Origin of the sequence: Mangrovihabitans endophyticus, from assembly GCF_014646155.1 — a bacterium.
GTDB lineage: Bacteria > Actinomycetota > Actinomycetes > Mycobacteriales > Micromonosporaceae > Actinoplanes > Actinoplanes endophyticus.
This window is the reverse complement of sequence record NZ_BMMX01000031.1, coordinates 23013-43209: the sequence shown is the minus strand read 5'-3', so window position 1 is coordinate 43209 and position 20197 is coordinate 23013. Positions and strand designations below refer to the sequence as shown.

General features: G+C 73.0%; 18 protein-coding genes. 11 read left to right on the top strand and 7 right to left on the bottom strand.

What is annotated here, in order from left to right; translation table 11 throughout:
- Window positions 1-16: 16 nt before the first annotated feature.
- Window positions 17-994: a phosphotransferase gene (locus IEY73_RS24805; protein WP_189081721.1), complete on the bottom strand. Its 978-nt coding sequence runs from the start codon at window positions 992-994 to the stop codon at window positions 17-19.
- A gap of 7 nt (window positions 995-1001) precedes the next feature.
- A complete protein-coding gene (locus IEY73_RS24800) occupies window positions 1002-3248 on the bottom strand; it encodes an exo-beta-d-1,3/1,6-glucosidase (RefSeq protein WP_189081720.1) in 2247 nt (748 codons plus the stop codon).
- Between the two features lie 351 nt (window positions 3249-3599).
- Between IEY73_RS24800 and argC the strand changes: the two genes are divergently transcribed.
- The 8 genes from argC to argG are packed head-to-tail and all read left to right on the top strand — an operon-like array spanning window position 3600 to window position 11416.
- The gene (argC, locus tag IEY73_RS24795) at window positions 3600-4601 is read left to right on the top strand and encodes an N-acetyl-gamma-glutamyl-phosphate reductase (RefSeq protein ID WP_189081719.1); all 1002 of its coding nucleotides are present in this window, start codon (window positions 3600-3602) and stop codon (window positions 4599-4601) included.
- Window positions 4598-5770: a bifunctional glutamate N-acetyltransferase/amino-acid acetyltransferase ArgJ gene (gene argJ, locus IEY73_RS24790; protein WP_189081718.1), complete on the top strand. Its 1173-nt coding sequence runs from the start codon at window positions 4598-4600 to the stop codon at window positions 5768-5770. Before argC ends, argJ begins: the two co-directional genes overlap by 4 nt.
- Window positions 5767-6663, top strand: a complete 897-nt coding sequence (gene argB, locus IEY73_RS24785) for an acetylglutamate kinase (protein ID WP_189081717.1) — start codon at window positions 5767-5769, stop codon at window positions 6661-6663. The genes argJ and argB overlap by 4 nt, the downstream gene beginning before the upstream one ends.
- The gene (locus tag IEY73_RS24780) at window positions 6660-7817 is read left to right on the top strand and encodes an acetylornithine transaminase (RefSeq protein ID WP_189081716.1); all 1158 of its coding nucleotides are present in this window, start codon (window positions 6660-6662) and stop codon (window positions 7815-7817) included. The genes argB and IEY73_RS24780 overlap by 4 nt, the downstream gene beginning before the upstream one ends.
- The gene (argF, locus tag IEY73_RS24775; protein WP_189081715.1) at window positions 7814-8737 is read left to right on the top strand and encodes an ornithine carbamoyltransferase; all 924 of its coding nucleotides are present in this window, start codon (window positions 7814-7816) and stop codon (window positions 8735-8737) included. The genes IEY73_RS24780 and argF overlap by 4 nt, the downstream gene beginning before the upstream one ends.
- Window positions 8734-9237 (top strand): arginine repressor, encoded by a 504-nt coding sequence (locus tag IEY73_RS24770; RefSeq protein ID WP_189081714.1) that lies wholly within the window; start codon window positions 8734-8736, stop codon window positions 9235-9237. The genes argF and IEY73_RS24770 overlap by 4 nt, the downstream gene beginning before the upstream one ends.
- Window positions 9237-10127, top strand: a complete 891-nt coding sequence (locus IEY73_RS24765) for a hypothetical protein (protein WP_189081713.1) — start codon at window positions 9237-9239, stop codon at window positions 10125-10127. The genes IEY73_RS24770 and IEY73_RS24765 overlap by 1 nt, the downstream gene beginning before the upstream one ends.
- A gap of 35 nt (window positions 10128-10162) precedes the next feature.
- On the top strand, window positions 10163-11416 hold the full coding sequence (argG, locus tag IEY73_RS24760) for an argininosuccinate synthase (RefSeq protein ID WP_189081712.1): 1254 nt from the start codon (window positions 10163-10165) through the stop codon (window positions 11414-11416).
- Window positions 11417-11423: 7 nt separating this feature from the next.
- Here argG and dapE read toward each other — a convergent pair whose 3' ends face one another.
- Complete coding sequence (gene dapE / locus IEY73_RS24755) at window positions 11424-12503, bottom strand: succinyl-diaminopimelate desuccinylase (RefSeq protein WP_189081711.1); 1080 nt, start codon at window positions 12501-12503, stop codon at window positions 11424-11426.
- 67 nt (window positions 12504-12570) lie between these two features.
- Between dapE and argH the strand changes: the two genes are divergently transcribed.
- Window positions 12571-14007 carry an argininosuccinate lyase gene (gene argH / locus IEY73_RS24750; RefSeq protein ID WP_189081710.1) on the top strand — a complete coding sequence of 479 codons (1437 nt, stop codon included), beginning with the start codon at window positions 12571-12573 and terminating at the stop codon, window positions 14005-14007.
- Window positions 14008-14066: 59 nt separating this feature from the next.
- Here argH and IEY73_RS24745 read toward each other — a convergent pair whose 3' ends face one another.
- From IEY73_RS24745 to IEY73_RS24730, 4 genes are all read right to left on the bottom strand, one after another.
- On the bottom strand, window positions 14067-15035 hold the full coding sequence (locus tag IEY73_RS24745; RefSeq protein WP_189081709.1) for a sulfite exporter TauE/SafE family protein: 969 nt from the start codon (window positions 15033-15035) through the stop codon (window positions 14067-14069).
- A 61-nt stretch (window positions 15036-15096) separates the two neighbouring features.
- On the bottom strand, window positions 15097-15720 hold the full coding sequence (locus tag IEY73_RS24740) for a maleylpyruvate isomerase N-terminal domain-containing protein (protein ID WP_189081708.1): 624 nt from the start codon (window positions 15718-15720) through the stop codon (window positions 15097-15099).
- 32 nt (window positions 15721-15752) lie between these two features.
- A complete protein-coding gene (locus tag IEY73_RS24735; protein ID WP_229716123.1) occupies window positions 15753-17387 on the bottom strand; it encodes a methyl-accepting chemotaxis protein in 1635 nt (544 codons plus the stop codon).
- A gap of 94 nt (window positions 17388-17481) precedes the next feature.
- Window positions 17482-18045, bottom strand: coding sequence for a DUF2231 domain-containing protein (locus tag IEY73_RS24730; protein WP_189081707.1), 564 nt, complete (start codon window positions 18043-18045; stop codon window positions 17482-17484).
- Window positions 18046-18221: 176 nt separating this feature from the next.
- Here IEY73_RS24730 and IEY73_RS24725 point away from each other — a divergent pair, with 176 nt between their 5' ends.
- Together IEY73_RS24725 and IEY73_RS24720 are read left to right on the top strand one after the other, a co-directional pair.
- Window positions 18222-18896: a response regulator transcription factor gene (locus IEY73_RS24725; RefSeq protein WP_189081706.1), complete on the top strand. Its 675-nt coding sequence runs from the start codon at window positions 18222-18224 to the stop codon at window positions 18894-18896.
- Window positions 18893-20128 carry a sensor histidine kinase gene (locus IEY73_RS24720; protein WP_189081705.1) on the top strand — a complete coding sequence of 412 codons (1236 nt, stop codon included), beginning with the start codon at window positions 18893-18895 and terminating at the stop codon, window positions 20126-20128. Before IEY73_RS24725 ends, IEY73_RS24720 begins: the two co-directional genes overlap by 4 nt.
- Window positions 20129-20197 lie beyond the last annotated feature (69 nt).

The following is a 20197-nucleotide window of genomic DNA, read 5'->3' as shown; positions in this document are numbered from 1 at the left end:
GACTAGGCGCGCCGCGTTACGGGCGTATTCCGGCGACCACGCCGGACAGCACCCGGAACGACTCGTCGTCGTTGCGGTCGCCCGGATGCGGGCGGCGGAACCGGTCCACGTCCACGGCCAGGTCCGCCAGGCGCCACCGCAGGCGGTACATCTCCAGCATCTCCGGCATCACCTCCACCCCGGTGGCTGCGGTGTACGCGCTCAGGTCACCGCCGATCAACCACAGATCCCGTTCCGGCGGGGCGACCAGGGCGGTGTCCCAATCCACCAGCCGCCAGCCCGCGTCGGTGCGCATGGTGTTGCCGGCGTGCGGCTCGCCGTGGGTGAGCACCGCCCGTCGTGGGTCGGCGCCCGCCGCCAGCTCGTCGTGCCGGCGCATCAGGGCGCGGATCGGCTCGGCGTGGCCGGTGATCAGCTCGGCGGCCCGGACCGCGTACGGGCCGCAGTCACTCGCCGCGTCACCGGACAGCGCGGCCTCCAGCGCGTCGTGGTGCGGCACCGCGAAGTCGTCGGCGAGGGCGCGGTCCCGCACCGGCGGGGGAGCGGCGTGCACGCCGATCACCATCTCCAGCGCGCCCCGGCGATGTGCCTCATCGGCGTAGGCGTCGAACCCGAAGCCGAACCCGACGCCCTCGACCAGCGGATAGACCGCGACGGCGTAGCGCTGGCCGAGCCGGATGACGGGCTCGTCGCCGGCCGTCGGCAACGGCGCCACCACGAACGCCGCGCCCGCCTCGCGCAGCCGGCGGGCGGCGTCCAACGCGCCGCCGAGCCGGGCGAACGCGCGGTCCAGGCCCTCGGCCGCATCCCGGCGCTTGGCGGGCAGGTCGTCGACGGTGACGAACCAGCCGGTGCTGGCCGGGTCGGTCACCACCCAGTGATGGCTGCCGAACCCGGCCTCCCGGTACGCCAGGGACGCCACCGCCAGCCCCCACTCGCGGGTCAGGGCGCCGGTCAGCACGTCGGGATCCAGGTCGTCGGGCGGGCTCAGCACGGTGGGGTCACTCCTCGGCGATGCGGAAGCGCGCCGCGCGCAGATCGCCGGAGTTGGGGCCGACCAGCAGGTCGAACTCTCCCGGCTCCACGACGCGGCGGCCGTCGGCGGTGACCAGTGTGCACTGTGCCGCCGGGATCTCCACCGGTACCGTGACGGTTTCCCCGGGGCCGATCGTGACCTGGGTGAACGCCTTGAGCTCCCGATCGGCCCACGTGACACTGGTGATCACGTCGGAAATGTACGCCTGCACCGTCTCGGTCGCCGGGCGGGATCCGACGTTGGTCAGCGTCACCCGTGCCCGCACCACCCCGTCCGGGGCGACCACCGGCGCGGCGAGCACCGGATCGGCGTACTCGACGCGGGTGTAGCTCAGCCCCTCGCCGAAGACGAACTGCGGGTCCTGGGTGAGGTCGGCGTAGCGGCTGCCGTGCTGGCCGCGGATCTGGTTGTAGTACACCGGCTGCTGGCCGACGTGCCGGGGCACCGACAGCGGCAGTCGGCCGGTCGGTTCGATCATGCCGAGGATCAGCTCGGCGATCGCGCGACCGCCGCGCATGCCCGGGTTGAACGCCTGGATCAGCGCCCGCGCGCGCAGCGCCGACGGTGGCAGCACGGCCGGTTTGGAGTTGATCAGCACCACGATCATCGGGGTCCCGGTGTCGGCCAGCGCGTCCAGCAGGGCGATCTGTCCGCCTTGCAACTCCAGCGTGGCCGTGGAGCAACCCTCGCCGGTCAGCGCCACGGTGTCGCCGACCACCGCGACCACGCAGTCGGCCTGGCGTGCGGCGCGGACCGCGGCGTCGATCATCTCCGGGTCGGCCGGGGCGGGCCGGGAGATCGGCGGCCGGGGCTGCCCGTCCGGGAACAGCGGACCTTCCGGGTCGGGCACCAGCTTCTCGATGTCCGCGCCGCGAGCGTGCCGGAGCGTCCAGCCGTGCGGCACGAGCGCGCGGAATCCGTCCAGCACCGTCTCGGTCAGCTCACGCGGGTGCCCGTCGGGCATCCAGTCCACCTGGCCGGAATCGCCGGACCAGTCGCCGAGCTGGGCGGAGACGTCATCGGCGTTCGGGCCGACCACCGCGAGGGTGCGTGCCTGCGCGCCGGTGTCCAGGGGGAGCAGGCCGTCGTTGCGCAGCAGCACCAGCGAGCGGCGCGCCGTTTCCAGGTTCAGCGTCGCGTGCTCGGCGCAGCCGATCACCGCCGCCTGCCGTTGCGCGTCCGGGCCGCGCGGGTTCTCGAACAGGCCCAGCTCGAACTTCAGGCGCAGGATGCGGCGTACCGCGGCGTCGATCTCGTCCTCGCCGAGCAGGCCCTGCTCGACCGCGGCCAGTGCGCCCTCGAAGAAGCCCGGCGTGGTCATCACCAGGTCGTTGCCGGCGCGTACGGCGAGCGTGGCGGCCTGGGTCAGATCCGCGCAGACTTGCTGCTCCCACACCATCCGACCGACGTTGTCCCAGTCGGTGACCAGGGTGCCGGTGAAGCCCCACTCCCGTTTGAGCACGTCGTTGAGCAGCCACCGGTTCGCGGTGATCGGCACGCCGTCCATCGACTGGTAGCCGAGCATGAACGTGGCCACGCCCTCGCGGGCCACCCGCTCGAACGGCGGCAGGAACCAGGACCGCAGCTTGCGCCGGCTGATGTCGGCCTCGCTGGCGTCCCGGCCGCCCTGGGTCTCGGAGTATCCGGCGAAGTGTTTCGCGGTGGCCAGGATGGCGCTCGGATCGGTCAGCCCGCGGCCCTGATAGCCGCGAACCATGGCGGCGGCCAGTTCGCCGATCAGGTACGGGTCCTCGCCGAACGTCTCGTTGACCCGGCCCCAGCGCAGGTCACGCGCGATGCACAGGACCGGCGAGAAGGTCCAATGGATGCCGGTGGCGGCGACCTCCACGGCGGTGGCCCGCGCGACCCGCTCCAGCAGGCCGACGTCCCAGCTCGCGGCCATGGCAAGCTGCGTCGGGAAGATCGTCGCGCCGGGCCAGAAGCTGTGCCCGTGGATGCAGTCCTCGGCGGTGATCAGCGGAATGCCCAGCCGGGTCTTGGCGACCAGGTCGATCGCCTCCAGCATGCGCGGCGGCGAGGTGTGCAGAATCGACCCGGCGAGCTTCTCGGTGACAATCTCCTTGACGTCACCACGCGAATCGAGCTGCAGCATCTGCCCGACCTTCTCCGGCAGGGTCATCCTGCCGAGCAGGTCGGCGACCCGCTCCTCAACGGACAAACCGGCGTCCCGGTACGGCAGGACCTCGCTCACGGACGGCCTCCAGTGAAGTCGACCGTCATTGCGGTCATCACAACACGTACGGGGTGAGTCTCCCAGCTCGGAACCGGTTACGGCACCCCGGTCCGGTTCCGGAACCGCCCCAACCCCCCGTCACGCCCCGCCCTACACCCGGGGCGGTCCGCGTGTCCGCGCCCGGAACCCGGCCGCCGATCTTGAGCTTTTCGGTCCGGCATAACCGATTTATCACCCTCAACCGGGCACAGAATGTCCAAGATCGACGCAATCGGCGGGGTGCGGTGGGGTGGGAGGGGTGGGGGAACGGTGTTGCGGGGTGGTCGCGCGGGTTGATACGGTTCTCTGCATAGTCATGCGGAGGTGAGTATGGGAATCCGGGTTGCCGTCGCCGGGGCCAGCGGGTACGCCGGTGGTGAGCTGCTGCGCCTGATCGCCGGGCATCCCGAGTTTGATCTGGTCGCCGCCACCGCGCATGCGCACGCCGGTGCGCCGGTCGCCGCCGTGCATCCGCACCTGGCCGCGCTGGACATCACGTTCGCGGCCACCGGGCCGGACGTGCTGAGCGCGGCCGACCTGGTGTTCCTCGCGTTGCCGCACGGGCAGTCGGCGGCCGTCGCCGGGCAGGTGTCGGCCGGGGTGAAGGTGGTCGATCTGGGCGCCGACTTCCGGCTCCGGGACGCGGGCGCGTGGCAGCGCTACTACGGTGGCGCGCACGCCGGCACGTGGACGTACGGGCTGCCGGAACTGCCCGGAGCTCGGCAGGCCATCGCGGCGTCCACCCGGGTGGCGAACACCGGGTGCTATGCGGCCACCATCACGCTCGCGCTGGCGCCGCTGATCGCCGCCGGTGCGGTCGAACCCGACGATGTCGTGGTGGTCGCCGCCTCCGGCACGTCCGGCGCCGGCCGGTCCGCCACGACGCGCTTGCTGGCCACCGAGGTGATGGGCGACCTCACGCCGTACAAGGTGGGGACGCACCAGCACGTGCCGGAGATCAAGCAGGCCACCGGCGCGCGGTCGCTGTCCATGACGCCGGTGCTGGCCCCGATGCCGCGCGGCATTCTGGCCACCGTGACCGCGCGCCCCACAGGCGACGCGAATCCGCGGGACGTGCTCGCGCAGGCGTACGCGGACGAGCCGTTTGTCAGTCTGCTGCCCGACGGATCCTGGCCGCGCACCGCGGCCACCGCCGGGTCGAACGCATGCCACCTGCAGGCCACCACCGATGCCGACGCGGGCCGGGTGATCGTGGTCAGCGCGCTGGACAATCTCGGCAAGGGCGCGGCCGGCCAGGCCGTGCAGTGCGCCAACCTGATGCTCGGCCTGCCCGAGACGGCCGGACTCGGCGCGTACGGGGTGGCGCCGTGACCGTGACCACCCCGCGCGGGTTCCGGGCCACCGGCGTGGCGGCCGGGCTGAAGTCCAGCGGCGCGAGCGACGTCGCGCTGATCGTCAACGACGGCCCCGATTCCACCGCGGCCGGGGTGTTCACCGGCAACCGGATCAAGGCCGCGCCGGTGCTGTGGAGTCAGCAGGTCCTCAAGGGCGGCGTGGTCCGGGCGGTGGTGCTGAACTCCGGCGGCGCCAACGCGTGCACCGGGTCGCAGGGTTTCCGGGACACCCACAGTACCGCCGAGCACACCGCGGCGGTGCTGCGCGGCGGCGCGCGGCCGGCCCTCGTCGGCGCCGGCGACGTGGCCGTCTGCTCCACCGGCCTGATCGGCGAGTTGTTGCCGATGGACCGGCTGCTGGCCGGGGTCAGCGCGGCGGCCAAGGGCCTGTCCGCCGACGGCGGCGAGGCGGCGGCACGGGCCATCATGACCACCGACACGGTGGCGAAGAACGCGCAGGTGGCCGGCGACGGCTGGAGCGTCGGCGGCATGGCCAAGGGCGCCGGCATGCTCGCGCCCGCGCTGGCCACCATGCTGGTGGTGCTCACCACCGACGCGGTGGCCGACAACGAGACGCTGGACATGGCGTTGCGGGAGGCGACCCGGGTCACCTTCGATCGCATCGACGCCGACGGGTGCATGTCCACCAACGACACGGTGCTGTTGCTGGCCAGCGGCGCCTCCGACGTGCAGCCGACGCTGCCGGAGCTGACCGCGGCGGTCACCGCGGTCTGTCACGATCTGGCGCAGCAGCTCATCGCGGACGCGGAGGGCGCGACCAAGCACATCACCATCGAGGTGCGGGGCGCGGCCAGCGAAGCCGACGCGGTGACCGTCGGCCGCACCGTGGCCCGCAACAACCTGGTGAAGACGGCGTTGTTCGGCAACGACCCGAACTGGGGGCGGATCCTCGCCGCGGTCGGCACCACGACGGCGGCGTTCGAGCCGGACCGGGTCGACGTGGCGGTCAACGGCGTGTGGGTCTGCCGGGGCGGTGCCGCGGCGGCCGACCGGTCTGCTGTGGACCTGACGGGACGGGACGTGACGATCACCGTGCACCTGCACGAGGCGGAGATGTCCGCGACCATCTGGACCACCGACCTGTCCCACGCCTACGTGCACGAGAACTCGGCGTACTCGACATGAGCGGGGCGCAGCAGAGCGACGGGCTGACGCCGCAGCAGAAGGCCGCCGTGCTCATCGAGTCGCTGCCGTGGCTGGAGCGCTTCCAGGGCGCGACCATCGTGGTGAAGTACGGCGGCAACGCGATGGTGGATCCGCAGTTGCAGCGGGCCTTCGCCGCGGACATGGTGTTCCTGCGGCACGCCGGCATCAAGCCGGTCGTGGTGCACGGCGGCGGCCCGCAGATCTCCGCGATGCTGGACCGGCTGGGCATCGCCAGCGAGTTCCGCGGCGGCCTGCGCGTGACCACCCCGGAGGCCATGGACGTGGTCCGGATGGTGCTCACCGGGCAGGTCGGCCGGGAACTGGTCGGGCTGATCAACCAGCACGGCCCGTACGCGGTGGGACTGTCCGGTGAGGACGCCGGGCTGTTCACCGCGGTGCGCCGGTACGCGCTGGTGGACGGCGCGGCGGTGGACGTGGGGCAGGTCGGCGACGTGGACCGGGTCTTCACCTCCGCCGTGGACGACCTGATCGCGGCCGGGCGCATCCCGGTGGTGGCCACCGTCGCCCCGGACGCGAACGGCGTGCTGCACAACGTCAACGCGGACACCGCGGCCTCGGCGCTGGCGGTGGCGCTGGGCGCCCGCAAGCTGGTGGTGCTCACCGACGTGCCGGGCCTGTACACCGACTGGCCGGACACCGCGTCGCTGATCTCCCAGATCAGCGACACCGACCTGGAGAAGCTGCTCCCCACGCTGCAGTCCGGGATGGTGCCCAAGATGGAGGCGTGCCTGCGCGCGGTGCGCGGCGGTGTGCCCGCGGCGCACGTCGTGGACGGCCGGGTCGCGCATTCCACCCTGCTCGAAGTCTTCACCCCGGAAGGAATCGGCACGATGGTCGTGAGCGAACAATGACCTCCCTCACCGAACGCTGGCAACAGTCCATGATGGACAACTACGGCACCCCGCCGCTCGGGCTCGTCGCCGGGTCCGGCGCGGTGCTCACCGGCGAGGACGGCCGGCAATACCTCGACATGCTCGGTGGCATCGCGGTCAACGCGCTGGGACACGCCCACCCGGCGGTGGTGTCCGCGGTGTCCACGCAGATCGCCACCCTGGGCCACGTCTCCAACCTGTACGTCGCCGAGCCCCCGCTGGCACTCGCCGAGTTGCTGCTGGCGCTGGCCGGGCGGCCCGGCCGGGTGCTGTTCTGCAACTCCGGCGCGGAGGCCAACGAGGCCGCGTTCAAGCTGTCCCGGCTGACCGGCCGCACCCACGTGGTGGCCACCGAGGGCGGCTTCCACGGCCGCACCATGGGGGCGCTCGCGCTCACCGGGCAACCGGCCAAGGCCGACCCGTTCCGGCCGCTGCCCGGCGAGGTCACCCACGTCCCGTACGGGGATGTCGCCGCCCTGGCCGACGCGGTCACCGGCGACACGGCGATGGTGGTGCTGGAGCCGATCCAGGGCGAGAACGGCGTGGTCGTGCCGCCGGCCGGATACCTCGCCGAGGCCCGCCGGATCTGCACCGCGGCCGGCGCCCTGCTGGCGGTGGACGAGGTGCAGACCGGGGTGGGCCGCACCGGCCACTGGTTCGCGCACCAGGCCGACGGCGTCGAACCGGACATCGTGACGCTCGCCAAGGGTCTCGGCGGGGGCTTGCCGATCGGCGCCTGCCTGGCCTTCGGCCGCGCCGGCGAGCTGTTCCGGCCGGGTGCCCACGGCACCACGTTCGGCGGCAACCCGGTCGCCTGCGCCGCCGCCCTGGCGGTGATCCGGACCATCGCCGGCGAGGGCCTGCTGGACAACGTCAAGCGCGTCGGCGAACAGATCCGTCGCGGCGCCGAGTCGCTGGGCCTGCAGGTGCGCGGCGCCGGGCTGCTGCTGGGCATCGTGCTCGGCAGCGACACCGCGGCGGCGGTCGCGGCGCGCCTGCGGGCGGGCGGCGTCCTGGTCAACCCGGTGCAGCCGGGCGTGCTGCGGCTGGCCCCGCCGCTGATCCTGACCGCCGAGCAGGCCGAGGCGTTCCTGGCGGCGCTGGGCCAGGCGCTGGCGGAGGTGACCGCGTGACGCGTCATCTGCTGCGCGACGACAACCTGACGCCGGCCGAACAGGCCGCGGTGCTGGATCTGGCCGCGACGATGAAGGCGGACCGGTACGCGCGCCGGCCGCTGGCCGGCCCGCAGTCGGTGGCCGTGCTGTTCGACAAGCCCAGCCTGCGCACCCGGCTGTCCTTCGAGGCCGGCATCGCCGAGCTCGGCGGCAACCCGATCATCGTGGACACGCAGAACACCCACTTCGGGCGTGGCGAGTCGCTGGCCGACGCGAGCCTGGTGCTGCAGCGCTACGTGTCGGCCATCGTGATGCGCACGTTCGGCGACGAGCGGCTGGCCGAGATCGCCGGCGGTTCCCGGGTGCCCGTGGTGAACGCCCTCACCGACGGCTTCCACCCGTGCCAGCTCCTGGCCGACCTGCTCACCGTGCGGGAACGGCTCGGCGCCACGGCCGGGCGCACGCTGGCCTACCTGGGGGACGCGGCCAACAACATGGCCCACTCCTATCTGCTCGCCGGGGCGAGCGCCGGGATGCACGTACGGGTGGCCGGGCCGTCCGGGTTCGACCCGGCGCCCGCCGTGGTGTCGCGGGCGGCGGAGATCGCCGCGTGGACCGGCGGGTCGGTCGAGGTGCTGCGCGACCCGCGGGAGGCGGCCGACCGCGCCGACGTGCTGGCCACCGACACGTGGACGTCCATGGGTCAGGAGGACGACGGACTGGACCGGCGCACGCCGTTCTGGCCCTACCAGGTGAACAAGGAACTGCTGGCGCTCGCCGCGCCCGAGGCGATCGTGCTGCACTGCCTGCCCGCGCACCGGGGTGAGGAGATCACCGACGAGGTGATGGACGGGACCCAGTCGGCCGTGTTCGATCAGGCGGAGAACCGGTTGCACGCCCAGAAGGCCCTGTTGGCGTGGCTGATCGAGGCGTCATGACCGCTCCGGTGACCCGCGCCGCCCGGCACGCGCGCATCGTCGAGCTGATCCGCGGGCGCTCGGTGCGTTCGCAGACCGAGCTGGCCGATCTGCTCGCCGCCGACGGGGTGCAGGTCACCCAGGCGACGCTGTCGCGCGACCTGGAGGAGCTGGGCGCCGTTAAGGTCAGCGGGTCCTACCTCATCCCGGAGGACGGCAAGCGGCCGTTGCGCGACGCCGAGCAGGCGCCCGCACGGTTGCAGCGGTTGTTGCGGGAACTGCTCACCGGCGTGGACGCCAGCGGCAACATGGCCGTGCTGCGCACCCCGCCGGGGGCGGCGCAGTTCCTGGCCAGCGCGCTGGACCGCTCCGGGCTGTCGGACGTGGTGGGCACCATCGCGGGCGACGACACGATCCTCGTGGTGGCCCGCGACTCCCGGCCGCACGCCGGGGCCACCCTGGCCGAGAAGCTGGGCAACTGGAGCCGTACCGACGCCGACCCGCGCGAGGAGAGCCTGTGATGACCGTGGAACCCTCGGTGGAGGTGCATTTCCCGGACTTCGTCGACCACCTGCACAAACTGACCGGTCACGGGGTCGAGTTCTTCCTGGCCTCCAACGAGACGCTGCGCCCGCACCTGAACGAGGCGCCGTACGGGCACAAGCTGAGCTGGCTCGACTTCACCGATACCGCCGACAAGGGCTGGGACACCGGGGAGTTCCTCAACCTGTTCAACATCATCAACGGCATCGCCTTCGGTGACCGCGGCATCCCGATGCCGCAGTGGGTGATGGTGGACCTGATCCTGATGCCCTCGGCCGCGGTGATCGCCGGACTTCCGCAGGACGCCTTCGCCGCGATGGTGGAACGCTCGACGTTCTCCTTCGACACCGACGTCAAGCAGCACCTGCGGGCGGTGCGGGCCGGCATGGTGGACAGCGGCTACCGCGGGCCGGTGCCGGTGGGCGGCTACTGCGCCGCGCCCAGCGCCGCGCCCGGCACCTGGGTCGGCTGGTCGCTGTGGTCGCTGATGCCCAGCGTCGGGCTGGGGCACGCGGCCAAGGCGCTGGCGCTGTCCGCGTACCGGGCGCGCAAGCTGGACGGCGTCACGCAGTACGACAACAGCGCGCTGAAGGTGCACACCCGCTTCGGCGCGCTGCGCATCCTGGTGGCCACCGTGCCGTTCCACACCTCACCGGGCTCGTTCGTCTACGAGAGCGACTTCACCGTTGCGCCGCCCGGCGCCGCCGGCGAGCCGACCTTCTGGCTGGACCCGTTCGACTACGACCGGCAGCGGGCGATGCAGAAGGACATCGAGGCGGACCGGTGCCGGTTCTACGTCCTGCCACCCGGGCACGTGCGCCGCGACGGCGCCGTCCGGGTGCCGATCCTCGAAGTGCCCCCGGCCTGACCCCGTCCGCGACCACTCGATCAGGGAACCCCACCATGACCAAGCGCAAGATCGTCCTCGCCTTCTCCGGCGGGCTGGACACCTCCTACGCCCTCGTTTCGCTGCGCGAGCAGGGCTGGGAGGTGCTCACCGCCAATGTGGACACCGGCGGCCTGCACAGCGGCGAAGGCGAGGCGGTGCAGGCCCGCGCGCTCGAACTCGGCTCGGCCGGCCACGTCGTCGTCGACGCCCGCGCCGAGTTGTACGAGCGGGTCATCAGCTACGCCATCAAGGCGAACTACCTGCGTAACGGCGGCTACCCGTCGTGCGTCGGCGCGGAACGGCTGGTGCAGGCGGAGAAGGTGGTGCAGACCGCGCTGGAGCACGGCGCCGACGCGGTCGGGCACGGCTCCACCGGCGCGGGCGCCGACCACGTGCGCTACGACGCGGTGATCCGCGCCCTGGCACCCACCATGGAGATCATCACGCCGATCCGCGACGAACGCCTCACCCGGGAGGCGGAGAGCGAGTACCTGCGCGAGCGCGGGTTCGAGGTGAGCGCCAAGACCACCACGTACTCCATCAACGAGGGCCTGATCGGCACCACCATCGGCGGTGGCGAGACGTACGGGTCCTGGGAGTACCTGCCGGAGAGCGCCTGGACGTACACCCGGTCGATCGCCGACGCGCCGGACGAGGCGGTGGAACTGCTCCTCGGCTTCGACGGCGGCGACGTGGTCTCGTGCACCACGCCTGACGGCGCGCCGATCGACGGCACCGGCCCCGGTACGCCGAACTACGCGATCCTCAAGGCGCTCAACGAACTGGGCGGCACGCACGGCGTGGGGCGCGGCATCCACATGGGCTCCACCATGGTCGGCAACCTCGCGCGGGTCGGCTTCGAGGCGCCCGGCATGCTCATCCTCATCGCCGCGCACCGCGAACTGGAACGGCTCGTGCTCAGCAACCGGCAGCAGGCCACCAAGGCGTCGCTCGGCACCACGTACGGGGATCTGCTGCACGAGGCGGTCTACTACGACCCGATCCTGGACGACTTCCGCGCCTTCCTGGACAGCAGCCAGCGCCGCGTCACCGGCACCGTCCGGGTGCGGCTGCACAAGGGCACCGTGGTGCCGCTGGGCAGCCGCAGCCCGTTCAGCCTGCTGGACGCGGCCGCCCGGCAGGGCGTCGTCTACGGGTACGGGTCGTCGCTGTGGACCGGCGAGCAGGCCCGCGCGTTCGCGCACATGTACGCGATGCCCGGCGCCATCGCCCAGATCGCGGGCCACGGTGCCAAGCCGGGCGACTGAGCCCGCCTCAGGCGAGCCACGCCTGCAGGCCGCGCAGGGCGTCGCGGATCGCCGGGGCCGGGCACTGCTCGTCGCCCTTGTGGGCGAGCAGCGGATCGCCCGGCCCGTAGTTCACCGCCGGGACGCCCAACGCGGCGAACCGCGACACGTCGGTCCAGCCCAGTTTCGCGGTGGGGGTGCCGCCGACCGCCTCGACGAACGCCCGCGCCGCCGGATGGTCCAGGCCGGGGCGGGCGCCCGGGGCGGCGTCGGTCACCTCCACCTGGTGGCTGCCGAACAGCTCCCGCAGGTGCGCCTCGGCCTCCTCGACGCTGCGGTCCGGGGCGAAACGGTAGTTGACGAAGACGGCGCACTCGTCGGGGATCACGTTCCCGGCGATGCCGCCTTCGATCTTCACCGCGTTCAGGCCCTCCCGGTAGTGCAGGCCGTCCACCACCGGGCGGCGCGGCTGGTACGCCCGGAGCACGTCGAGCACCGCCCCGGCCGAGTGGATCGCGTTGCTGCCCATCCACGAGCGGGCCGGGTGGGCGGCCATGCCGGGCACGGTGATCCGCACGCGCATGGTGCCCTGGCACCCGCCCTCGACCGCGGCGTTGGACGGCTCGCCGAGCACCGCGAAGTCGCCGGCCAGCCAGTCCGGGTGGGTGCGCACCAGCCGGCCCAGGCCGTTGAGGCGGGAGGCGACCTCCTCGTGGTCGTAGAAGACGTACGTCACGTCGTGCCGCGGCTCGCTCAGCGTGGCGGCGAGATGGAGGAAGACGGCCACGCCCGCCTTCATGTCCACCGTGCCGCGGCCGTGGATCATCTCGGCGTCTCCCTCGCCGGTCGTGGTGGTCGGCAGGTTCCCGGCCACCGGCACGGTGTCCAGGTGCCCGGCCAGCACCACCCGGGACGGCCGGCCCAGCGCCGTGCGGGCCACCACCGCGTCGCCGTCGCGCAGCACCTCCAGGTGCGGACAGGCGCGCAACGCGATCTCCACCGCGTCGGCGATCTCCTTCTCCTGGCCGCTGACCGAGGGGATGTCACACAGGGCACGGGTGAGCGCGACGACGTCGCCGGACAGATCGAATGCGGGAGTGCTGGTCATTCCCGCGACTTTAGTGCGCGGCCCCGCCGGTAGGGTCGGGGCCGCGAGACATCGCAGACGAAGGGACATGAACGTGTCGGACAGCGAGGGAGCGACCAGGCTCTGGGGCGGGCGTTTCGCCGGCGGCCCGGCGGAGGCGCTGGCCCGGCTCAGCGTCAGCGTGCAGTTCGACTGGCGGCTCGCCCCGTACGACCTGATCGGTTCGCGGGCGCACGCGCGGGTGCTCGCCGGTGCCGGCCTGCTCGACCCGGAGGAGCTCGGGCAGATCCTGGCCGCCCTGGACGACCTGGACAGCGCCTGCGCCACCGGCGAGTTCCGGCCCACCGTCGAGGACGAGGACGTGCACACCGCCCTGGAGCGCGGCCTGCTGGAACGCCTCGGCACGCTCGGCGGCAAGCTGCGCGCCGGGCGTTCCCGCAACGATCAGGTCGCCACCGACCTGCGGCTCTACCTGCGTGATCACGCCCGTGGGGTGGCGGTGGCGCTGATCGAGCTGGCCGACGCGCTCACCGAGCAGGCGGAGCGCAACGTGGACACCCCGGCGCCGGGCCTGACGCACGTGCAGCACGCCCAGCCGGTCAGCTTCGGGCATTGGCTGCTCGCCCACGTGCAGCCGCTGCTGCGCGACCTGGAGCGGCTGCGCGACTGGGACGGCCGGGCCGCGATCTCACCGCTCGGCTCCGGCGCGCTGGCCGGTTCGTCGCTGCCGCTGGACCCGGCCGCGGTGGCCAAGGAACTCGGGTTCCAGGCGCCGGCGCCGAACTCCATGGACGCGGTGGCCGACCGTGACTTCGTGGCCGAGTTCCTGTTCGTCACCGCGCTGATCGGCGTGCACCTGTCCCGGCTGGGCGAGGAGGTGGTGCTCTGGACCTCCACCGAGTTCGGCTGGGTGGAGCTGGACGACGCGTTCGCCACCGGCAGCTCGATCATGCCGCAGAAGAAGAACGCCGACATCGCCGAACTGGCCCGCGGCAAGAGCGGCCGGCTGACCGGCGGCCTGGTCGCCGTGCTGACCATGCTCAAGGGCCTGCCGCTGACCTACGACCGGGACATGCAGGAGGACAAGGAGCCGGTCTTCGACGCGGTCGAGACCCTGCGGCTGCTGCTGCCCGCGCTGGCCGGGATGATCGCCACCATGACGGTACGCGTGGACCGGCTCGCCGCCGCCGCGCCGGTCGGCTTCTCGCTGGCCACCGAGGTCGCCGACTGGCTGGTGCGCAAGGGCGTGCCGTTCCGGGACGCGCATGAGATCACCGGACAGTTGGTGGCGCTGTGCTCGGCGCGCGAGTGCGAGCTGGAGGACGTCAGCGACGAGGACCTCAAGGTGATCAGCGAGCATCTGGACCCGTCGGTGCGCGAAGTCTTGACGGTGAGCTCCGCGCTGGCCAGCCGCACCACGCCGGGCTCGACCGGGCCCGGCCCGGTGGCCGAGCAACTGGCGCTGGTGCAGCACCGGCTGGACACCTGGCGGCAGTGGGCGATCGAGAAGGTGGTGCCCCGCTGACCCGTCTGCGGTAGCGCCGTGTGAACCGCCGGTGCGGGCGGCGCGGAGCCCGCCGGCCGCTAGCGTGCCGCGCGGGCCGGCTCGTCGTGGTCCGTGTGACCCGCCTGCTGAGGGGCCGGCGCGTCGCCCGGCGCCGTGGTCGGGACCTCGGCCGGTGCGGCGGGTGATGTCCGCCCGCCGCCGCGCATCCGCCGCACCAGCGGCACCAGCACCGCGATCAGCAACGCCGTGCCGGCCACCGCCCCGACCGCGAGCGTCGGCACGTCCAGCAGCTTCAGCGCGCTGGCCAGCAGCACGATGACCAGCGCCGAGCGGACCACGCCGCCGGGTGCCCGCGAGGAGATCCGCGCGCCGATCAGCACGCCGGGGATGGATCCGATCAGCACCGCGCCGGCGATGTCCAGTTGCAGGTCGCCGAAGAACACGTGTCCCAGCGCCGCGGCGGCGACCAGGGGGATCGCCTGGATCAGGTCGGTGCCGACCAGGTCGTTGGCGCGCAGCCTCGGGTAGAGCACCAGCAGCAGCACGATGATCAGCGAGCCGGACCCGACCGAGGTCAGCCCGACGATGAGGCCGCCGAGCACGCCCAGCAGCACGGTGGGCACCGGGCGTACGGCGATCGGCGCGGCCGGACCGCCGCCCGGGCGCTTGCGGCCCATCCACGCCTTGAGCAGCAACCCGGCGGCGGCCAGCAGCAGCGCGACGCCGAGCGACACCTTTATCGCGTGCTGCACCGCGTCGTCGTCGCCGAGCAGGCGCAGCAGCAGTACCCCCAGGAAGGCCGAGGGCACGCTGCCGACGCACAGCCAGCCGACCAGGCGCCAGTTCACGGTGCCGCGGCGGGCGTGCACCCAACCGCCGAAGGGCTTCATGACGGCACTCGCCGCGAGGTCGCTGGAGACCGCGGCCACCGGTGGGACGCCGAAGACCAGCACCAGGATGGGCGTCATCAGGGCACCGCCGCCCATACCGGTCAGGCCGACGACGATGCCGACACCGAGTCCGGCGAGCGCAAGGGTGAAGTCCATGGCCCGAGTCTCGGCGACCAACACCCACTTTGTCTACCTGTCCGGTGGACTTTGTCGAGATTCAGATGATGGAGAAGCCCTCCGGCAGGGCGCCCCGGCCGGTCAGCGCGCGCAGCACCGGGGCGCCGTCACCGACCGTGGCGGCGACCCGCGCGGCCATCGCCGCCGCGTCCGCGAGCACCTCCGCCGACACCTCGAACGGCAGGTCGGCCGCCCGCGCCGTGTCCAGCCCGTGCACCGCCAGCTCGAACGTGCGGGTGGTGATCCAGTCGCGCAGGCGCATGCCGCCGATGGCCGAGGCGACCACGTCGTCGTCGCCCGCCTCGGCGAGCGCGGCGGTGGCCCGGCCGGCGAGATCCTGCACCGCGGTGCCGGGCTGGTCGCCGAAGGACTTGCCGGTCTCCCGGGCGTCGCGGGTGGAGGCGGCCATCGCCGCCTCCACCATGTCCCGGGGTGCGGACCGGGCGAACGCCCAGTACGCCTCGGCCGACGGCACCTGCAGTTCGGCGGCTGAGGTGGCGATGGCCGAGGGCACCTCGCGCAGTCCGGAGCTGGCGGTGTGGCCGATCAGATCGCGCAGGCTCCAGTCGCCCAGGCCGGGGGAGTCCAGCCGGTCGGCAGGGATGCGGGAGACCAGGTCGGCATAGGCGACCGCGGCGGCGCGGTACGTACGTCGGAAATCCATGTCGCCCAGTCTGGCGTGCCGTCGCGACGGTGTCAGACCCGGAAGGTGCTGACGAGTTGCTTGAGGTCGGCCGACATCCGGGCCAGGTCGGCCGCCGCGCGCTGGGACTGGGTCGCGCCGTCGCTGGTGGACGAGGCGGTGGAGGCGACGGCGGTGATGGTCGAGGCGATGCCTTCCACGCCGGTGGCCGCGTCGTTGACGCTGCGGCTCATCTCCGCGGTGGTGGCGGTCTGCTCCTCCACCGCGGAGGCGATGGTGGTCTGGTAGTCGCTGATCGTCTCGATCACCTGGGAGATGCTGGCGATCGCCTCGATCGCGCCGGAGGTGTCGCCCTGGATGGTCTCCACCCGCCGGCTGATGTCCTCGGTCGCCCGTGCCGTCTCCTGCGCCAGATCCTTGACCTCGCCGGCGACCACCGCGAAACCGCGCCCGGCGTCGCCCGCGCGGGCCGCCTCGATGGTGGCGTTCAGCGCGAGCAGGTTGGTCTGCGCCGCGATCGACGTGATCACCTTGATGACGTCGCCGATCTCCACCGACGACGTGTTGAGCCGGCCGATGGTCTCGCTGGTCTGCCGGGCGATGCCCACCGCCTCCTGGGCCACCTGCACGGCGTGGTTGGCGCTGGCGGAGATCTCCCGGATGGACGCGCCCATCTCCTCCGCGCCGGCCGCCACCGTGTGCACGCTGGCCGACACGTCGCTCGCGGATTGCGACCCGGTGCCCGCCTCGTCGCTGGCCCGGGAGGCCAGCGAGGCCATGGTGGTGGAGACGTCGGCCATCTCGGCGGAGGCGCCGCGCAGCGCGTCGGCGGACGCGTCGATCGAGGTGATCGTGGTGCGGATGCTGGCGGTCGCCGCGTTCAGGGCCTGCGCCATCTGGCCGACCTCGTCGTGGCTGGACACGTCGGCGGTGTGGGTGAGGTCCCCGGCGGCCACCGTGGACAGCACGCCGGCCAGCTTGCGCAGCGGGCGGACCACGCCGCGGATGAAGGCCACCAGCAGCGCGATGAGCACGGCGGGGATCAGCACCGCCGTGCCGGCCGCGGCCAGCACGAGCCGTTCCTGCTGGGTCTGCACCGCGGCCATCGCCTGCTGCGCCTGCTGGTCGGCGAGTTCGGTGACCGCGCTCAGCGCGTCCATCAGCTCGTTGGAGGCGTCCGCGTTGTCGACCGTCTGCAGCCGGGCGGCCAGGGCGATGTCGCCCTCGCGCATCGCCTGGCCCACCTGGTCGGCGTAGCCCTGGAAGGCCGCCAAGCTCCGCCGCAGGTCCGCGGTGCCCTGGCGCAGCTCGCCCGTGGTGCTCAGTTGCTCGCTTGCCGCGAGGTCCGCGGCCAGGTGCGTGCCGGCGTCCTCGGCCTGGGCGCGGGTCTCCTCCAGCAGGGCGGTCTGACCGGGCTGCGTGGCGGCCACCAGCACCCACATGTTGAGCTGGTCGTCGAAGGCGTAGAAGTCGCTCTCCACCTGGGCCAGCCGGATCTGCAGGGCCTGGGCCTGCTCCTGGTACGCGGTCAGCCGGCTCTCGGTGGACCGCGCGGTGATCAGCACGAAGGCCATTGCGGCGCACGCCACGACGATGACGACCAGGAACGCCGCCGACGCCTTGGCGGCGAGTCCGCGCCCGGCGGGGCGGTCGGCGGGCTGCGGTGTCTGATGCGCGAGAGAAGCCATCGGGTCCTCGACTCGTCCGGTGCCCCGCGACGCGGTGCGGTACGCCTGGGGGTATCGGCCGGACGAGTCGGAAGCTGACGGCAATGCCCCGGGCTCAGTCGTGCTCTGCGTCACCTCCGGTGGGCGCGTCGCTGAAGTTGCCGGTCCAGGCCGCCCGCGCACCGGAATCGCCGATCAGGTAGGTGTCCACCACGGCCGCCACGGCGAAGACCACGGCGAGCGCCGCGATCACCCGGGTGACGGTGGTGGACGCCGGGGCCAGGTAGGTGCGCCGGGCCACCATCGTCGCCGTCCCGCCGCCGGATCCGGTGGGCGCGCCGCCGGACTGCGCCGGTCCGGCCTCCCGGTCCCGCCACCAGACCGCCAGGGCCAGCAGCGCCACCGGCAGGGCGAACCAGAGGGCGGTGTCGCCCAGCTCGGCGTGATCACGCATCAGGGCGGTGTGGTCGACCCGGTGCTCCAGCCATTCGCCGGCGCTGGTGGTGATCGGCACCAGGATCACCACCAGCACCGCGAGCAGCGCGTTCGGCAGGGCCAGGCGACGGCGGGCCGCGGGCCACACGGCGGTGAGCACGAGGATGACGGAGGTCAGCGGAAGCAGCACCACGATCGCGTGAACCAGGAGAATGTGGGCCGGCAGGCCGTTGACGGTGCCCATGGGCGAGTCCTCCAAGAAAAATGGGGTTTATTGCCGTTAGCGGCATTAACCCTGAACGTCCGCTCCCGACACTAGGGCAGTGATTCTTGGAGGACTCCCATCTTCGGCTGCGAGTCTGAAACGCCGAGGAACGCCGAGCGCCGGTCGGCGCCGGGGAGGCAGGGGAGCGTGGTGGCATGGCGGAGCAGCAGACGGGCGGCCTCGCTCGCGTCCTGGTGGTCGAGGACGACCGGGAACTCGGTCAGCTCCTGGTCCGGCTCTTCCGCGGCGCCGGGTACGCCGCCGACCACGCCACCGACGGCCAGGCCGGCCTGCATCGCGCCCTCACCCGTACCTACGACGTGCTGATCATCGACCGGGGCCTGCCCGCGGTGGAGGGTCTGGACCTGCTCAAGCGTCTGCGCCGCGCGGGCGTGACCACCCCGGCGCTGGTGCTCACCGCGCTGGGCACGGTGCACGACCGGGTCGCCGGTCTGGACGGGGGCGCCGAGGACTACCTGGTCAAGCCGTTCGAGGTGGCCGAGCTGCTGGCCCGGGTGCGGGTCATCCTGCGCCGCCGCCCGGCGTCCGAGCTCGCGGTGGGGGAGCGGGTGTTCGATCTGCTGAGCCGCGCGGTTCGTGGCCCGGACGGCGAGGAGGTCACCCTGTCCGGGCGCGAGAGCGACCTGCTGCGCCTGTTCGCCGAGCATCCCGAGCGGGCCTTCTCGCGCAGCGAGATCGTGGCCCGGGTGTTCCCGGACACCACCGGCGACGCGCTTGTCGACACCTACGTGCACTACCTGCGGCGCAAACTGGGAGCGTCGGTGGTCACCACGGTTCGCGGCACCGGCTACCGGCTCGGTCCGTCGTGACGCGCGACCCGGATCGCGTGCTGCTGCGCCGGGCCCGCCGTGCGATGGTCGTGCAGACCGCCGCGGCCATCACCCTCAGCCTCCTCGTGGTGGGCGTGCTCGTGCTGATCGTGGTGGTGCACACCCAGCACACCGCCAGCGTCGACCTGCTGCGGCGCACCGCCGACGCGTACGGCAGCGGCGTCCACCCGCCGCAGGGCGTCTGGGTGTTCGCGGCGGAGGCTTCCGGCCCGGAGCCGGCCGTCGCCGGGTCCGCCGGCGGTGAGGTGCCCGCCGGGCTGCCGTATCGCGCCGCCCTCGACCGCGTCGCGGCGGGCGGGGCCGCCGAGATCACCGAACTCGACGTCGGCGGCGGGGACTTCCTCGCGCTCACCACCCGCCGCGACGGCCGTACCCTCCAGGTCGTCACCGGCCTGTACGAGCAGGAAGACGAACGCAACCGGCTGCTGGTCGCCCTGGCCGTCGCCGAACTCGCCGGGCTGCTCATCGCGGCCCTCGTGACGCGGCTGCTCGCCGGGCGGGCCACCGCCCCGCTCGCCGAGGCGCTGACCCGCCAACGGCAGTTTGTCGCCGACGCCAGCCACGAACTGCGCACACCCCTGACCCAGTTGCACACGCGGGCCCAGTTGCTGCAGATGGACCTGCGCGGCGGTGGCGACCCGGACGAGATCGCCCGGGATGTCGACCGGCTAGTCACCGGCACGCGCCGGCTCGGCGAAGTGGTGCACGATCTGCTGCTGTCCAGCCAGCCGGCGAAGCGCGCGGACCGCACCGAGGTGGACCTGTCCGCGGTCGTCGGCGAGGTGGTCGAGGAGCACGCCGCGCGGGCCGCGAGCCAGCAGGTGGAACTGGCGACGATCGACCGGTGCGCCGCGCCGGGGCGGGTGCGCGGGCACGAGGCGGCGCTGCGCCGGGTCGTGCACGCCCTGGTCGACAACGCCCTGAGCCACACCCCGTCCGGCGGTCACGTCACCGTCGAACTGGCCGCCGACGACGGCTGGGTGCGGGTGGCGGTCCGCGACGACGGCTCCGGATTCGACAAGCGCGACGCCGAGCGGCTGTTCGCCCGGTTCGCCCGCGCCGGGCCGGACGACCACCGCCGGTTCGGCCTGGGTCTCGCCCTGGCCCGGGAGGTCGCGGCCGGGCACGGCGGCACCATCGAGGCACACGGGGAGCCCGGCCGGGGTGCGGTGTTCACCCTGCGGCTGCCCCGCGACACCGCCCGAAACTGACAGGCAGCGACCGGGTCCGGGCGGGGCTGAGCCCGGCGCGCCAGTTGCGCTCGTCACCACGGCGATGGA

What these genes read in the sequence shown, in the direction of transcription:
- argC (WP_189081719.1), top strand. Translation starts at nt 3,600, where the DNA reads ATGGGAATCCGGGTTGCCGTCGCCGGGGCCAGCGGGTACGCCGGTGGT.
- argB (WP_189081717.1), top strand. Translation starts at nt 5,767, where the DNA reads ATGAGCGGGGCGCAGCAGAGCGACGGGCTGACGCCGCAGCAGAAGGCC.
- IEY73_RS24780 (WP_189081716.1), top strand. Translation starts at nt 6,660, where the DNA reads ATGACCTCCCTCACCGAACGCTGGCAACAGTCCATGATGGACAACTAC.
- IEY73_RS24770 (WP_189081714.1), top strand. Translation starts at nt 8,734, where the DNA reads ATGACCGCTCCGGTGACCCGCGCCGCCCGGCACGCGCGCATCGTCGAG.
- IEY73_RS24765 (WP_189081713.1), top strand. Translation starts at nt 9,237, where the DNA reads ATGACCGTGGAACCCTCGGTGGAGGTGCATTTCCCGGACTTCGTCGAC.
- argG (WP_189081712.1), top strand. Translation starts at nt 10,163, where the DNA reads ATGACCAAGCGCAAGATCGTCCTCGCCTTCTCCGGCGGGCTGGACACC.
- dapE (WP_189081711.1), bottom strand. Translation starts at nt 12,503, where the DNA reads ATGACCAGCACTCCCGCATTCGATCTGTCCGGCGACGTCGTCGCGCTC.
- argH (WP_189081710.1), top strand. Translation starts at nt 12,571, where the DNA reads ATGAACGTGTCGGACAGCGAGGGAGCGACCAGGCTCTGGGGCGGGCGT.
- IEY73_RS24745 (WP_189081709.1), bottom strand. Translation starts at nt 15,035, where the DNA reads ATGGACTTCACCCTTGCGCTCGCCGGACTCGGTGTCGGCATCGTCGTC.
- IEY73_RS24740 (WP_189081708.1), bottom strand. Translation starts at nt 15,720, where the DNA reads ATGGATTTCCGACGTACGTACCGCGCCGCCGCGGTCGCCTATGCCGAC.
- IEY73_RS24735 (WP_229716123.1), bottom strand. Translation starts at nt 17,387, where the DNA reads ATGGCTTCTCTCGCGCATCAGACACCGCAGCCCGCCGACCGCCCCGCC.
- IEY73_RS24730 (WP_189081707.1), bottom strand. Translation starts at nt 18,045, where the DNA reads ATGGGCACCGTCAACGGCCTGCCGGCCCACATTCTCCTGGTTCACGCG.
- IEY73_RS24725 (WP_189081706.1), top strand. Translation starts at nt 18,222, where the DNA reads ATGGCGGAGCAGCAGACGGGCGGCCTCGCTCGCGTCCTGGTGGTCGAG.